Raw genomic sequence first — 13201 nt, 5'->3', positions numbered from 1 at the left:
TTATGTGCATCCAGTCTTTACATTCGATCGAGTCTTTAGCTCATCTCTAACATTCGTTGCATCGGACGTAAAGCCGCCAATCTAATTTCCTCACTCATCGTAATTTCTGGCGATCGGGTCTTCATGGCGAGGTACAATTTTTCTAATGTGTTCAGGCGCATGTGTGGACATTCATTACAGGCACAATTATTAATGGGCGGTGCGGGGATAAACTCTTTTTGGGATTGAGCTTTTTGCATCTGGTGGATGATTCCCGGCTCTGTAGCAATGATAAATTGAGTACTCTCACTCTGGGCGGTATATTTTAATAATGCACTCGTAGAACCAATAAAATCAGCATGTTGCAATACTGCCTCTTCACATTCTGGATGGGCGATGATTTCGGCGTTGGGATAATTAACTTTGAGCTGGACTAACTTTTTCTCAGAAAAAGTTTCGTGTACGATACAACTCCCTTGCCATAGCACCATGTCCCGCTCTGCTTGCTGCATTACGTAGCGTCCGAGATTGCGATCGGGTGCGAAAATAATTCCCTGTTCTAGCGGAATCTGCTTGACAATTTTTACGGCATTAGAACTGGTACAAATAATATCGCTGAGGGCTTTAATTTCTGCCGTACAGTTGATGTAAGAAATTACAATATGGTCTGGATGTTTAGCTCTAAACGCTGCAAAAGCATCGGGGGGACAACTATCGGCTAGCGAACATCCTGCTGCTAAATCTGGTAATAATACTAACTTATTAGGATTCAAAATTTTGGCAGTTTCCGCCATAAAGTGAACCCCCGCAAATACAATGACATCAGCATCGGTACTCGCAGCTCTACGCGATAATTCTAAGGAATCGCCAATGAAATCCGCTACATCCTGAATCTCTGAATCCTGGTAGTAATGCGCTAGAATAACAGCATTGAGCGATTGCTTTAATTCTTCAATTGCTGCGACAACATCGACGGGGATGGCATCTGGATTGGCTGTCGGGCGTGCGGTGACAAACATTATTGCTGGTGGAGAATGGAATATTTGGTGCGATCTATCTTAATTATAGTGGATTTTACCAAAATGCCAAGTGTTCGCTCCAGATCGAGTTATGCTCAGACAAATGGTAGGATTGTTGCTGTCGATCGCTACAATTAAGATAGTCGATTGGCGATTGCAACTATTTAATTTAAAATAGATAAATATAAGGCTTGAGTTTTCTCAACCATTTGCTCGACCGTAAATTCTTGGAAAAACTTACTTTTGCCAGCATCGCCCATTTGTTGGCGAACGATCGGATCTGAGGTCAAATTAGAAATTGCGGTAGTCAAAGCATCGACATCTTGATGTGGAACTAATAAGCCAGTAACTTTATCGGTTACTTGTTCGGGAATACCATTAACATTAGTTGCAATAACTGGTAAGCCGCAACGCATAGCTTCGAGAATACTAATCGGCGCACCTTCATAATGCGTACTTAAAACAAAAATCTGCGATCGAGCTAATAAAGCTGGCACGTCTAATCGATCGCCTAAAAAGGTAACCCGATCGTCAATTTTTAGATCTTCAGCTAAAGTTTTACATTCTTCCCAATCGGGGCCAGTTCCGACAAAATCGAGTTCGACTCGACTTTTGATACGCGCGATCGCTTGCATTAAAGTATGCTGATCTTTTTGACCGCGATTGAATCTCGCCACCATAATTAGCTTAGGTGGTTGTTGCGATGGCATGGCAGTTGGAGTCGATCCGTGAGCGATACCATTCATAATCGTCACGACTAATTCTGGCGCGGTTACTTTCAGTGAAATTGCCAATTGTCGATCGCTTTCTGAGACACAAATAATTTTAGTAGAGAAGGGAGCTAATATTTTTTCAATCCCTAAAGCAATGTTGCGTTGCAGGCGCGGAGAGCGCGGATCGAAACCCCATCCATGTGCGGTAAATATAACTGGTACCCGACAAATTTTGGCAGCTAATCGAGCGACGGCTCCAGCTTTACTACTGTGACAATGAATTAAGTCTGGTTTTATCCATTTAATAATATCTACACACTCTTTAATCGCACGAATATCTTTAGTTGGACTAATCCGTCTTTGTAAACTTGGCATAATATGAACTTTCACGCCGAGAGCCGCCACCTTATCTGTTAATAATCCAGGCGTACCTACTGCTAGATGAATTTCATAATCTTGATAAAGCGATGAGATCAGATCGTAGACATGTCCTTGGGCACCACCTAACTCGGATTTAGTAATAACATATAGCAGCTTTTTACAAGGCATAGATCTGAAAAAATAAAGTATTTAGATAATTAGAGGATTGCGATCGATTGCATATTGAATAGTATAAAATTAGATGCTCTCGGAAGCTGCGACATCGATCGCCAAATTCTTAAATCCATCAGTGTGCGCCAGATCCAACGATAAGATAAGAAAGACCGTCATCTGTTAAACCATGCTCGATAGACATCCTCCCATCGTTGTCGTCCTCAATCAAATTAGCGTACCCACAGCTCGTCAAATAATGACAACTTTACCAGGAGCGCAATTGTATGGATTGACAGGTAGAACTACAGATGTGGATGTGAGTTTTACAGATTTTGGCGATACCGTGCGGCAATTATATCGTCAGGGCGTACCGATAATTGGGCTGTGCGCGACAGGAATCTTGATTCGGACATTGGCACCAATTCTGACAGATAGCAAAACAGAGCCACCTGTGGTGGCGGTAGCCGCCGATGGGAGTGTCGTAGTACCGTTGTTGGGTGGCATTACAGGCGTAAACGATCTTGCCGAGCGAATTGCCGCAGTATTGGCAATTAAGCCAGCAATTACCACCACCGGGAAGCTGCAATTTAATACCGTGCTTCCCGCTCCGCCACCCGGTTATCGACTCGCCAACCCCGAACATGTCAAAACTTTTATCGCCGATTTGATTGCAGGTGTCAGCGTCAGTATAGATGGCGATGCACCGTGGCTGACGGCTAGCGATATTCCCTTTTGTGCTGATGGCAAGCGTCAAATTATCGTCACTACGCAAGCAATTTCTGGCAGTTCCGATCGACTAGTCTATCATCCCACCAGCCTAGCCTTATCGATCGAGGAACCCTCCCAACTTACCATCCCAGAGTGGATCGAAGTTATCCGCGATCGACTCGCAACAGCCAATCTCGCCCTCGCTGCGGTAGATTGTCTTGTCCTCCCCAAAACACCCGCTGGAGCCGCCATCGCCGCACTCGGTACTAGTTTAAACCTCCCCATTCGCTGGGTAGAATCCCCGGAATGGAGCCAAAACTTGACAGTAATACCACTCCCAAATCCCAACTCCTTACTCCTTACTCCTTACTCCCTCAACATCCTTAGTGCCACAGCACCGATCGACCCCAACTCGATCGGACAACCCCAAGGTAAACTAACTATAGTCGGGACTGGCCCCGGATCTGCCGAGTGGATGTCGCCACAAGTAAGGGAGACAATTTTAGCCGCGACAGATTTAGTCGGCTATCACACCTACTTAGACTTAGTTAAAGATTTAAGCGCGGGGAAACAGTGCCACGGCTCGGATAATCGCGTCGAACTCGATCGATCCAGACTAGCATTAGATTTAGCCGCTAGTGGTAAAAATGTCGTCGTCGTCTCTTCAGGAGATCCGGGGATATATGCGATGGCGGCGGCGGTACTTGAAGTTCTCGATAAAGAAGCCAAACCAGAATGGCAAACCATCGATCTTCAGATTGCCCCCGGTATTTCTGCCATGCAAGCCGCCGCCGCTGCGGTGGGTGCGCCGCTCGGACACGATTTCTGCGCGATTTCGCTCTCAGATATCCTCAAACCCTGGGAAGTAGTCGCCGCCAGAATCGCCGCCGCCGCCGAAGCCGATTTTGCGATCGCATTCTATAACCCCATTTCCAGGCATAGGAGCTGGCAATTAGCCGCCGCTAAGGAAATCCTTATGAAGTCGCGATCGAGTACTACCCCGGTCATTCTCGCCCGCAATCTGGGCAGATCTGGGCAAGAGGTCAAGGTTATTACTTTAGGCGAATTTGCGCCCGAATTGGCAGACATGCGAACGGTAATTCTCATCGGTTCTAGCCAAACGCGCCTGATTCCTCGTGCTGATGGTGGGAGTTGGGTGTATACGCCGCGATCTTATCAATGATGGGAGATGGGAGATGGGAGGTGGGAGATGGGAGTAAGGAGTAAGAATTTTGCTCGCAAAAAATTGGGTAGTAGTAAGGGTAATTCATGAATTACCCTTACTACTACCCGATTTTTTGAGGTAGATACATACCAGATCGAGTTAGTGCGATCGCGTTTCCAGAATTTAGGCGAAAAACTAACTGGGTGTAGCTTGTAAATCGGGTCGTTCTTCTGGTAAGATTGCGCCTTCGATCGGACAAACTTGGATACAAATTCCACAGTCGATACAAGTCGAAAAATCAATCCAATACCAATCCGTACCGAGCGTATTTTTGCCTGGGCCTTCATGAATACAGGCAACTGGGCACGCCACTACACAATCGGCTATACCTTCACAAACATTGGTAACGATCGAATGGGACACGATTTTTTCTCTATTAAATATCGACAGTAATTAATGGTAGCGTAAATTGCTTTATCAAGATGGCTAAGTCATGATTCTTGGTACTTTAAAAAAATCGGTTTCGCGATCGGGTGCGGCGGCATAAATCCCTTCGAGATTTGGATAAGCCGACAGATTATCGGAACGGGTGATATTATTCATATCGATCGCTCTGGTTTTGGGTTCGACATCGGTGGTGTCTAGTTCGCTCAGTTGCTCGAAGTAATCGAGAATACTACTCATCTGGACGGCATATTTTTCTTCTTGCTCTGGAGTTAGTTCCAATCGGGCAAGGAGAGCTACTTTGTGGACTTGTTCGCGATCGAGCATGGGAGGTGGGAAGTAAGGAGTAAGAAGTAAGGAGTAAGGAGTAAGGAGTAAGCAATACAATTACATCTGCAACCTAAAGCCTAATACCTAATACCTAATACCTAATACCTAATACCTAAAAATAGATATCTAATTGAGAGCGTCCAGTGGTTTTGAGCCAGTTTTGGGCTTCGATGTAGTTATTGGGAGCGATTTTGATGGCTTGAATCCAGTATTCGGCGGCTTTGCCGAGTAATGCTTCGCTGGCGGTGAGATCGCCTTCATCTGCGGCTTTTTCGCCTTGGTAGTGATAGATTACCGCAATGTTGTTCAGAGCCTGACACAGCCGAGAATTGAGTTCTACAGCTTGAAAATATTGCTTCAAGGCGCGCTCGTGTTCGCCATTACTGGCATAGATCAAGCCCATATTATACAAAATATAACTGCGATCGTAATCACTTTCTTCTAGTCGCAGAGCTTCTTCGTAGTTGTCTAGAGCTTCAGCATACTCGCCATCGGCTTGAGCAGACATGCCATCGCGATAATATACGAAAGCTTCTTTGGCACGCTTGTTGGTAGGCATAATCTTCAAGAGAATATCTGCCATGACGGTGAAGCTTTTGTCGATGAAGTTATCGTTTTTCTGGGTTCTTGGCATCGTAGTGAGATCGGTTGACGGTGAATAGTTGGCAACTTGCAAATATTGGGCGATCGCGAGTCTAGGCAAATTGTAAGCGCAAGTATTTATACTCAGATATTATCTATTTTACCGTTCTGAGCCGAGAAACTAGAGGCTGGTAACATTTCTCTTTAGTTGGATCTCACCAAGCGGATCGAGCAAGTAATATAGCAGTAACATTAGCAGCGCGATCGCAATTGCAACATCAACTATAGCCGCCACATCGGTTAGGACACAAACCCGACTTTTTGGAAAAGTCGGGTTTGTAGCACGCACTATCTTACTGTCCTAATCGCCTTGGCGGTTGCTACATTTTGGTGACACTCGGCTCTAGAGCTACTGCTGGTGAAGTAGATGCACGCAAACACCATAAAACCTAGATCTTCACAATTTGTGAAGATCTAGGTTTTATTAATCTATCGATGAGAGCTAGGATCGATATCCTAGTTTTTCTTCAACCAGCTAAACATCGCGCGGAGATCTTTGCCGACTGATTCGATTTGGTGTTCGGCTTCGCGGCGGCGAATGGCGGTAAAACCAGCGTTACCAGACTGTTTTTCGAGGATGAATTCGCGGGCGAATTGTCCGGTTTGGATTTCGCTCAAGATTTTTTTCATCTCAAGTTTAGTGGCATCGGTGACGATCCGAGGGCCGCGAGTGTAATCGCCGTATTCCGCAGTATTAGAGATACTACTACGCATTTCTGCCAAACCGCCAACTACGACGAGATCGACGATCAGTTTGACTTCGTGGAGGCACTCAAAATAAGCTAATTCGGGCTGATAACCTGCTTCGACGAGGGTTTCAAATCCGGCTTTAATTAGGGCACTCAGACCGCCGCACAGGACTGCTTGTTCGCCGAATAAATCGGTTTCGGTTTCTTCGCGGAAGGTAGTTTCGAGAATCCCCGCACGGGTACCGCCAACGCCTTTAGCATAAGCCATCGCCCGATCGCGTGCTTGACCGGAAGCATCTTGATAAACGGCAAATAAAGCTGGTACCCCTTGTCCTTTTTGGTACTCATAGCGAACCGTATGTCCGGGGCCTTTGGGAGCGATCATCACCACATCGACATCGGCAGGGGGAACGACTTGCCCAAAGTGAATGTTAAAACCGTGGGCGAAGGCCAGCGTTTTACCTGCGCTCAGATTTGGTTTAATCTCGTTTTCATAAATACCCCGTTGGACTTCATCGGGGAGCAAAATCATGATGAAGTCTGCGGCGGCTGATGCCTCGGCAACTGTTTTGACGACTAAGCCTTCTGCTTCGGCTTTAGCAGCCGATTTACTACCTGGGTATAGACCAATAATTACTTTCACGCCGCTATCTTTGAGGTTGAGCGCGTGAGCGTGACCTTGGGAACCATAACCGATAATGGCTACAGTTTTGCCGTTTAATAGGTCTAAATTAGCATCGGCATCATAATACATCTGCGCCACGATCGATCTCTCCTTTACCTGTAATTATCTATATCATTTCCTACTCTAGCGTTACGAGCGAGTGGATATCTACTCGCTCTGTATTGCCGCAGGCAGAACATCTTACCATGTTGGGCTGACACCGATTGCGTTGAAGAATTGTAAATATTATTTGAATTTACGAGAAACTGCATCGTTTACCACTAGGAACCCAAGTTCGTAACATCCCTCAAATAATTACTAGTAGGTAAATCATGCAGAAATTTTGGCATTATGCGACTACAACTTCGATCGCTTTCATCGCCAGTAGTCTGGTAGAGGCAGATTGGCAAGCTCTAAACAGTAATTGCTGCTAATAATTGCGATCGCAATGATGGCACTTGATAACCAAATTCGATCGCTTTACGAATGTCGAACGAAACATCCGCCGCACGCGGAGCAGACATCGGTAAATCTTGTTGCTTCATTGGCGATAATAACGCCGGATCGAAGTTAAATACTTCTGCCAAAAGCCGTCCGAATTCATACCGAGAAATTCGTTCTTTACCGCCTAAATGAATGATGCCTGGAGCTAATTGTAAAGCCAGCAATAATCCCTGCGCCGCAGTTATCGCACTGACTGGAGTCCGAAATTCATCGACAAATAACTGTAGACTGCGATCGGATGTTAATGATTCGATCCAAGGCTGGATAAAGCTTGTCGCCGTTGGCGGTGCGTTGCCAAACATCAACGGCATTCTACAAATTGTCGCGCGGGGATAAACAGCTAAAATCGCTTGCTCGGCGGCTACTTTTTGTTCGCCATAGATATTGATAGGTGAAACTGGATCTGTCTCTTGATACGGCGGCTGGGTGCCGTCAAATACCAGATCGGTAGAGGTGAAGACAAAGGGAATTTTGGCCTGGAAACAGACTTTGGCTAAGTTCTCTGTCGCAGTGACGTTGATGAGATAAGATTTGGCTGGATGAGCCTGACAAAAGTTGGGGCTAGAAGCTGCTGCTGTATGAATTACTGCCACAGGCGCGATCCGCTCGATCTCGGCTGTAACTAAATCGGCATTGGTAAGATCGATCTGATGTAAACTCACATCGGGAATTTCGATCGGATGTCGATCGTAGATTCCATGTACTTCCCAGTTAGCGCGCGCAACTTGGCAGAGATTCCAACCCAGAAAGCCACTGGCACCAGTAATTAATAATTTCTGCATTGTAGGAAACAAGTCCGCCCCTGACGAGAGTGCTGGTGGAGAGAGTAGCATTAAATGGGTACTATGAAGAGACAGACGAGCATTAGTGTCACCGCTCTGACTCTAATTTACTATCAAGACCGATCCCCGATCCTCAATATGTATGCCCAGACTGGGTTTATCGCGATCGAACTGAGGTTCGGTTATTGCGATAGTACCGCCTAAGTTATAGTTTTGTATAATGTTATTAAGAATAAATTATGAGTTTGACTGCGAAAAATTAAGATATTCAGGAAAAATGTAATTAAAATTAATTATATCGGATCATAATTATCATTATACGAATCGATCGAGTAAGAGGATACTTCAAAACGTGAGTCAGCAACAATTCGCCCAAATGCGGCAATACAATCCACAAGCGATCGCTAGTTATTACAATAAACGTCCTTGGCTGGTAATTTGGCGGGCCATCGGGGTTGTCTGGTTGTTTGGCGGATTCATACTGGGGATATTACTCGATCGATCGGTTGGTAACGCTGAAGCTAATAAGTACCAACGTGCCGAGCAATTACGAGAAATTTTAACTCGTTTAGGCCCGACCTTTATTAAAGTGGGGCAATCGCTATCGACGCGTCCCGATTTAATCAGACAAGATTACTTAGATGAGCTGATTAAGTTACAAGACCAATTGCCAGCTTTCGATAATGAGTTGGCGATGCAGATTATTGAAACTCAGCTCAAAAAATCGGTTGAAGAGCTATACAAAGAGATCTCGCCGCGTCCGGTTGCTGCGGCCAGTTTGGGTCAAGTTTATAAGGCTAAATTGTACAGTGGTGAATATGTTGCTGTTAAAGTCCAACGTCCGAATTTACTGCCTACTATTACCCGCGATTTGTATCTGTTGAGATGGGCGGCTACTTGGATCAAACCGTTCTTACCATTGAACTTGGGCGATAACCTGACGATTGTTGTCGATGAGTTTGGTACCAAGCTATTTGAAGAAATCGATTATGAAAATGAAGGGCGGAATGCCGAGAAGTTTGCCGCCAACTTTCAAGACGATCCGACTGTTAAGGTGCCGTCAATTTATTGGCGATATACCAGTCGCAACGTGCTGACATTAGAGTGGATCGATGGGATTAAATTAACCGATTTAGAAGGAATTAGAAGAGCCGGACTCGACCGCGATCGTCTCATTAAAGCATGTGTTTCCGCTGGTTTGAGACAGTTGTTAGAATTTGGCTTCTTTCATGCCGATCCTCATCCTGGTAACTTATTTGCCCTCGCTGACGGGCGGATGGCATTTATCGATTTTGGCATGATGGATCAACTCACCCAAAATACCAAAGAAACGATCGCCGGATCGATAGTACATGTAATTAACAAAGACTATCTCTCGCTCACCGATGACTTTGTGAAACTGGGTTTCCTCACACCAGATATCGATATTTCGCCAATTATCCCCGCCCTAGAGCGCGTATTAGATAATGCGATCGGTGAAAATGTTGGTAACTTTAACTTCAAAACAATTACCGATGAATTTTCGGAATTGATGTTCCAGTACCCCTTCCGCGTTCCCGCTCAATTTTCACTGATCATTCGCTCCCTCGTCACCCAAGAAGGGATCGCACTCAGCCTCAATCCAGAATTTAAGATCGTCGAAATCGGCTATCCCTACGTCGCTCAAAGATTGCTCAATGGTGAAACACCAGAAATGCGTCGCCGATTGCTCGAAGTAGTAATCAAAGATGGCAAACTCCAGTGGAAACGCCTGGAAAATATGATCGGCATCGCACGCAGCGATAACAATTTCGATCTGCTTCCTACCGCGCAATTAGGCTTCCAATTCCTAATGTCTGCCGAAGGTCGATCGATCCGCAACCAGATTATCATGGCACTAACCGAAGATAATCGCTTACATGTCACCGAAGTTCAGCAATTATGGAATCTAGTTAAAGCAGAACTAGAACCAGCTAAACTACTTAATGTCGCGATCGGTGCTTTAGCTGGTAGCGTCCCCAAAGCAATCGGTAATCTATCTACAGCGGGTGTCAACTCTTTGCTGGGATCCTTGACAAATAGCAAATAATATCTAAGATATGGCGCGATCGCCGCACCATCGTCATGTTCTTTGCTAAGATTATCTATAGTCGCCATAGGGCATTGGGAGACTTTAAATGGGCGTGGAGGGCTGATAAGACTACCTGGTAGCACATCCCAGTGAAGCATCAAGGCATCACCGCTCCTTTATCGGTCGGTGAGGTATGTCACTTAATTAAAATTGCTCTAGTAAACCTAGATGGTGGATATATTCTGCCATCTAGGTTTGAGCTTTGAGGGTACAAATAGGCGTTACTGATTCGAGAGAATGTCGAAAAGTCTCATAATCGATCTGTTTACGGTGGGTAGATCCCCCTTCGCAAAGCTACCGCCTACCAACAAGTGTAGAGAGCAGCGAAAACCCTAGAAATCCCCCTAAATCCCCCTTGGAAAGGGGGACTTTAAAAGCCCCCTTTCCAAGGGGGTTGGGGGATTTGGATCTCAAAACGAAGTCCAGCCGACTTTTGTATACACAGTAGCCTTGGAAAGAGGGATTTTAAATCCGGTTCCACACTCTCAACTCCCATCTCCGCACTCCGCACTCCCAACTCCCAACTCCCATCTCCCCACTGGTTATTAATGTCAGATTTAGTTTTATTTTGGCATCGTCGAGACTTACGAGTTTCCGATAGTATTGGTTTAGCAACAGCGTGCGAGACTAATGCTAGAGTAGTTGGCGTGTTTTGTTTCGATCGAGCCATTCTATCTCAGGGTGTGGCTCCAGCTAGAGTTACTTACCTAGTCGGCTGCTTAAAAAGGCTAGCTGAAGATTATCGCCAAGCGGGAAGCGAACTGCTATTTCTCGATGGAGATCCGATTGTCAAAATTCCGCAGCTAGCCAGTACCCTAAAAGCCACAGCAGTCCACTTTCACCTCGATGTCGAACCCTACTCCCGCACTCGCGACGAGCGCGTCATCGCCGCCTTAACAGCCCAAAATATTCAAGCGCACCCCCAATGGGATCGACTCCTCCACGAGCCGAATGCAATTCAAACTGGCAACAAACAACCCTACACCGTTTATGGCCCCTTCTGGCGCAACTGGAGTAGCCAGCCGAAACCCGCGCCAGTAGAAGTCAAACTGCCACCCAGCGCATTAACACCCGCCGAAAGACAAGCTCTGACACTCGTACCGACGATCGATCTACCTACCGCTCAGGAGTTAGGATTTACCTGGGATCAGCCCCTTACCCAAGAGCTAGGTACCAGAGCAGCAGAGCAAATACTCACAAAATTCTGCCATCGCGCGATTGTCGAATACGACGAACAGCGTAACTATCCCGCAGTGACTGGTACATCGGAAATGAGTGCTGCGCTGGTGTTTGGGACGATCGGGATTCGGACTGTCTGGGCGGCGACAACTACTGCAATGACAGAAGCTAGAAGCGATGAAGCCCGCACGGGAATTACCACCTGGCAACAAGAACTTGCATGGCGAGAGTTTTATCAACAGGCGATGTATCACTTCCCCAGCCTAGCCCTGGGGCCTTACCGCGACCACTTCAAGCAATTTCCGTGGCGGAACGACGAAACTCAATTTCAAGCCTGGTGTGAGGGCAAAACGGGCTATCCGATCGTCGATGCCGCCATGCGCCAACTCAATTCAATTGGCTGGATGCACAACCACTGTCGGATGATCGTCGCTAGTTTCCTGACGAAAGATTTGATTATTAACTGGCAACGGGGCGAAAAATACTTTATGGAACGCCTCATCGATGGCGATTTATCGGCAAATAATGGCGGCTGGCAATGGAGCGCGTCGAGCGGCATGGATCCCAAACCCCTGCGGATTTTTAACCCCTACACCCAAGCCCAAAAATTCGATCCAGAAGGCGACTATATCCGCCAATGGGTGCCAGAATTAAAACCGATCGCGACCAATCTCATTCTCAGTGGCAATATTCTACCCCTAACTCGCCATCAGGTTGGGTATCCACTCCCGATCGTCGATCATGCCGTACAACAACGGTTGTTTAAGGATTTATACGCCAGCGTTAAAGGTGCTTAACAGTCACCACAGTTGAGACATTTGTGAGGCTAGATCCCCGACTTCTCCAAGAAGTCGGGGATCTGAGGGATCCTAACTGCCTTGGCAGTTGCTACATTAGAGAATTAAATGAAAGTAAAAAAGATCCATCATGTTGCCATAATTTGCTCGGATTATAACGAATCCAAAAAGTTTTATGTAGACATCCTCAAATTCTCAGTTATCAATGAAACCTTTAGACGCGATCGCAACTCCTACAAGCTAGATCTTCAGGTTTCCGAAGGTAACACTATAGAGCTGTTCTCTTTCCCCAATTCACCGCTAAGACCGAGTAAGCCTGAAGCTTGTGGATTGAGGCATTTGGCTTTTGAAGTGGAAGATATAACCGCAAGTGTCGATTATTTAGTTTCGCAGGGAATTGATGTCGAACCAATCAGAATCGATGAAATTACTGGGAAGAGATTTACGTTCTTTAAAGATCCAGACGATCTACCACTGGAAATATATGAACGATAATTTACGATCGGGCACCAGAATTGAGACTATGCCAAGCTAATAATGCTAATTGATGAACCTCTCGCCAAGGTACTTGATGTGCCTGAGCAATGCCAGCACAGTCAGCATATTCGGGTTGGACATTCAGGATGCGATCGTCATCGAACAAGTTATTCCGGGCAACTTTAAGACGTACCGCGCCATATTTAGTTTCAACAGATTGCATTTCTCTAGGCAAGATCGATCGAGTCTGCTGGGTGCGACGAATGCCTAATGTACTTGTTTCTTTGAAAATAACTTGTTCGCATTCTAGCGATCGATCTAACGGACAAATAACTGTTAATAAAATCCCCGATCGAGATTTTTTCATCCCAATTGGTTGGGTAAATACATCGACAGCTCCAGCCGCAAATAATAGATCGAAAATATACCCGATCGCTTGAGGATTGAGATCGTCGATCTGGGTGG

At 45.9% G+C, this 13201-nt stretch carries 13 protein-coding genes; 5 read left to right on the top strand and 8 right to left on the bottom strand.

The window, feature by feature from the left end; translation table 11 throughout:
* Positions 1-35: 35 nt before the first annotated feature.
* Together nadA and Q0R35_RS18370 are read right to left on the bottom strand one after the other, a co-directional pair.
* The gene (gene nadA, locus Q0R35_RS18375; protein ID WP_295621921.1) at positions 36-998 is read right to left on the bottom strand and encodes a quinolinate synthase NadA; all 963 of its coding nucleotides are present in this window, start codon (positions 996-998) and stop codon (positions 36-38) included.
* Positions 999-1162: 164 nt separating this feature from the next.
* Positions 1163-2260, bottom strand: coding sequence for a glycosyltransferase family 4 protein (locus Q0R35_RS18370; protein ID WP_295621918.1), 1098 nt, complete (start codon positions 2258-2260; stop codon positions 1163-1165).
* 172 nt (positions 2261-2432) lie between these two features.
* On the opposite strand from Q0R35_RS18370, the gene cobJ reads away from it, so the two are divergent.
* Positions 2433-4136: a precorrin-3B C(17)-methyltransferase gene (gene cobJ, locus Q0R35_RS18365; protein WP_295621915.1), complete on the top strand. Its 1704-nt coding sequence runs from the start codon at positions 2433-2435 to the stop codon at positions 4134-4136.
* Between the two features lie 177 nt (positions 4137-4313).
* On the opposite strand, the gene Q0R35_RS18360 is transcribed toward cobJ, so the two are convergent.
* The 5 genes from Q0R35_RS18360 to Q0R35_RS18340 form a co-directional block, all read right to left on the bottom strand.
* Positions 4314-4541 (bottom strand): ferredoxin family protein, encoded by a 228-nt coding sequence (locus Q0R35_RS18360; RefSeq protein WP_295621912.1) that lies wholly within the window; start codon positions 4539-4541, stop codon positions 4314-4316.
* A gap of 63 nt (positions 4542-4604) precedes the next feature.
* On the bottom strand, positions 4605-4889 hold the full coding sequence (gene gatC / locus Q0R35_RS18355; RefSeq protein ID WP_295621909.1) for an Asp-tRNA(Asn)/Glu-tRNA(Gln) amidotransferase subunit GatC: 285 nt from the start codon (positions 4887-4889) through the stop codon (positions 4605-4607).
* A 115-nt stretch (positions 4890-5004) separates the two neighbouring features.
* The gene (locus tag Q0R35_RS18350) at positions 5005-5526 is read right to left on the bottom strand and encodes a photosystem I assembly protein Ycf3 (RefSeq protein ID WP_295621927.1); all 522 of its coding nucleotides are present in this window, start codon (positions 5524-5526) and stop codon (positions 5005-5007) included.
* A gap of 464 nt (positions 5527-5990) precedes the next feature.
* The gene (ilvC, locus tag Q0R35_RS18345) at positions 5991-6986 is read right to left on the bottom strand and encodes a ketol-acid reductoisomerase (RefSeq protein WP_295621906.1); all 996 of its coding nucleotides are present in this window, start codon (positions 6984-6986) and stop codon (positions 5991-5993) included.
* 314 nt (positions 6987-7300) lie between these two features.
* Complete coding sequence (locus Q0R35_RS18340; protein WP_366944944.1) at positions 7301-8173, bottom strand: NAD(P)-dependent oxidoreductase; 873 nt, start codon at positions 8171-8173, stop codon at positions 7301-7303.
* Positions 8174-8236: 63 nt separating this feature from the next.
* Between Q0R35_RS18340 and Q0R35_RS18335 the strand changes: the two genes are divergently transcribed.
* From Q0R35_RS18335 to Q0R35_RS18320, 4 genes are all read left to right on the top strand, one after another.
* Positions 8237-8377: a hypothetical protein gene (locus tag Q0R35_RS18335; protein WP_295621900.1), complete on the top strand. Its 141-nt coding sequence runs from the start codon at positions 8237-8239 to the stop codon at positions 8375-8377.
* A gap of 148 nt (positions 8378-8525) precedes the next feature.
* Positions 8526-10241, top strand: coding sequence for an AarF/ABC1/UbiB kinase family protein (locus Q0R35_RS18330; RefSeq protein ID WP_366944943.1), 1716 nt, complete (start codon positions 8526-8528; stop codon positions 10239-10241).
* 590 nt (positions 10242-10831) lie between these two features.
* Positions 10832-12259, top strand: a complete 1428-nt coding sequence (locus tag Q0R35_RS18325; protein WP_295621896.1) for an FAD-binding domain-containing protein — start codon at positions 10832-10834, stop codon at positions 12257-12259.
* A 108-nt stretch (positions 12260-12367) separates the two neighbouring features.
* On the top strand, positions 12368-12754 hold the full coding sequence (locus tag Q0R35_RS18320; RefSeq protein WP_295621893.1) for a VOC family protein: 387 nt from the start codon (positions 12368-12370) through the stop codon (positions 12752-12754).
* A 1-nt stretch (position 12755) separates the two neighbouring features.
* On the opposite strand, the gene larC is transcribed toward Q0R35_RS18320, so the two are convergent.
* On the bottom strand, positions 12756-13201 hold a 446-nt coding region (gene larC, locus Q0R35_RS18315; protein ID WP_295621890.1), incomplete at its 5' end, for a nickel insertion protein.

The organism is Chamaesiphon sp. GL140_3_metabinner_50, from assembly GCF_025361915.1.
Classification (GTDB): Bacteria; Cyanobacteriota; Cyanobacteriia; order Cyanobacteriales; family Chamaesiphonaceae; genus Chamaesiphon.
This window is presented reverse-complemented; position numbering and strand designations above follow the sequence as displayed.

Coding starts and splice junctions, on each gene's coding strand:
- Q0R35_RS18325 (WP_295621896.1), top strand. CDS start 10,832: ATGTCAGATTTAGTTTTATTTTGGCATCGTCGAGACTTACGAGTTTCC.
- Q0R35_RS18340 (WP_366944944.1), bottom strand. CDS start 8,173: ATGCAGAAATTATTAATTACTGGTGCCAGTGGCTTTCTGGGTTGGAAT.
- Q0R35_RS18335 (WP_295621900.1), top strand. CDS start 8,237: ATGAAGAGACAGACGAGCATTAGTGTCACCGCTCTGACTCTAATTTAC.
- Q0R35_RS18350 (WP_295621927.1), bottom strand. CDS start 5,526: ATGCCAAGAACCCAGAAAAACGATAACTTCATCGACAAAAGCTTCACC.
- Q0R35_RS18320 (WP_295621893.1), top strand. CDS start 12,368: ATGAAAGTAAAAAAGATCCATCATGTTGCCATAATTTGCTCGGATTAT.
- gatC (WP_295621909.1), bottom strand. CDS start 4,889: ATGCTCGATCGCGAACAAGTCCACAAAGTAGCTCTCCTTGCCCGATTG.
- Q0R35_RS18370 (WP_295621918.1), bottom strand. CDS start 2,260: ATGCCTTGTAAAAAGCTGCTATATGTTATTACTAAATCCGAGTTAGGT.
- cobJ (WP_295621915.1), top strand. CDS start 2,433: ATGCTCGATAGACATCCTCCCATCGTTGTCGTCCTCAATCAAATTAGC.
- nadA (WP_295621921.1), bottom strand. CDS start 998: ATGTTTGTCACCGCACGCCCGACAGCCAATCCAGATGCCATCCCCGTC.